At 44.0% G+C, this 545-nt stretch carries 1 protein-coding gene; it reads right to left on the bottom strand.

The features are described from left to right. A partial coding sequence (locus J7438_RS27280; protein WP_353620209.1) for a type I-F CRISPR-associated protein Csy1 occupies nucleotides 1-540 on the bottom strand: 540 nt, incomplete at its 3' end. Between the last annotated feature and the right edge of the window lie 5 nt (nucleotides 541-545).

Below are 545 nucleotides of genomic sequence, written 5' to 3'. Positions count from 1 at the left end.
GTGCGCCTGTTTAAGTTTGATATCTGGTACATCGCTCCAGCCTGCCGGGAGTTTTTGAACCTGCTGCGCGTAAAAAAGCACGGCATCTGTAATGTGTTGTCCCCATTTAATCAGCCATTGCCTTTTTTGGGGATCACGAATACTGAGATCAAGGTGTTCATTGCGCAGTAAAAAATTACGCAAGTATTCGATGTCGTCTTTTACTACTCTGGTATGGATACCTCGAAACAAAGAAGAATGGTAAATGGGAGGCTTTAGCTCACTTTTCCAGACAGGTGGCTGACAGGAGAGCAACCTGATGGCACCTCCACGCTTACCATTAAGTGTTGTCGCATTTTGCGGCTGACTCTGAGTAGTCATCAGTTTGTTGACATCTGGAATCCAGAAGGCCGTTCCTTCTGCGTATTTATTATTTTTTCTCGCTTTCTCTATGGGGTTTTTGTCATTTTCGGCATCTTTGGAAAAGTGTGAAGCGTAAAGCTTCTGAGCCAGTGATGATGATTTGAGTACGCTCAATAAGTGGTATTTCTGTGGCTCTATAGGAA

This window comes from Thalassotalea sp. G20_0, assembly GCF_017744175.1.
In the GTDB taxonomy this organism is placed as follows: domain Bacteria; phylum Pseudomonadota; class Gammaproteobacteria; order Pseudomonadales; family Endozoicomonadaceae; genus Endozoicomonas.
Note: the sequence above shows the minus strand (reverse complement) of the source record. Positions and strands in the feature narration are given on the sequence as shown.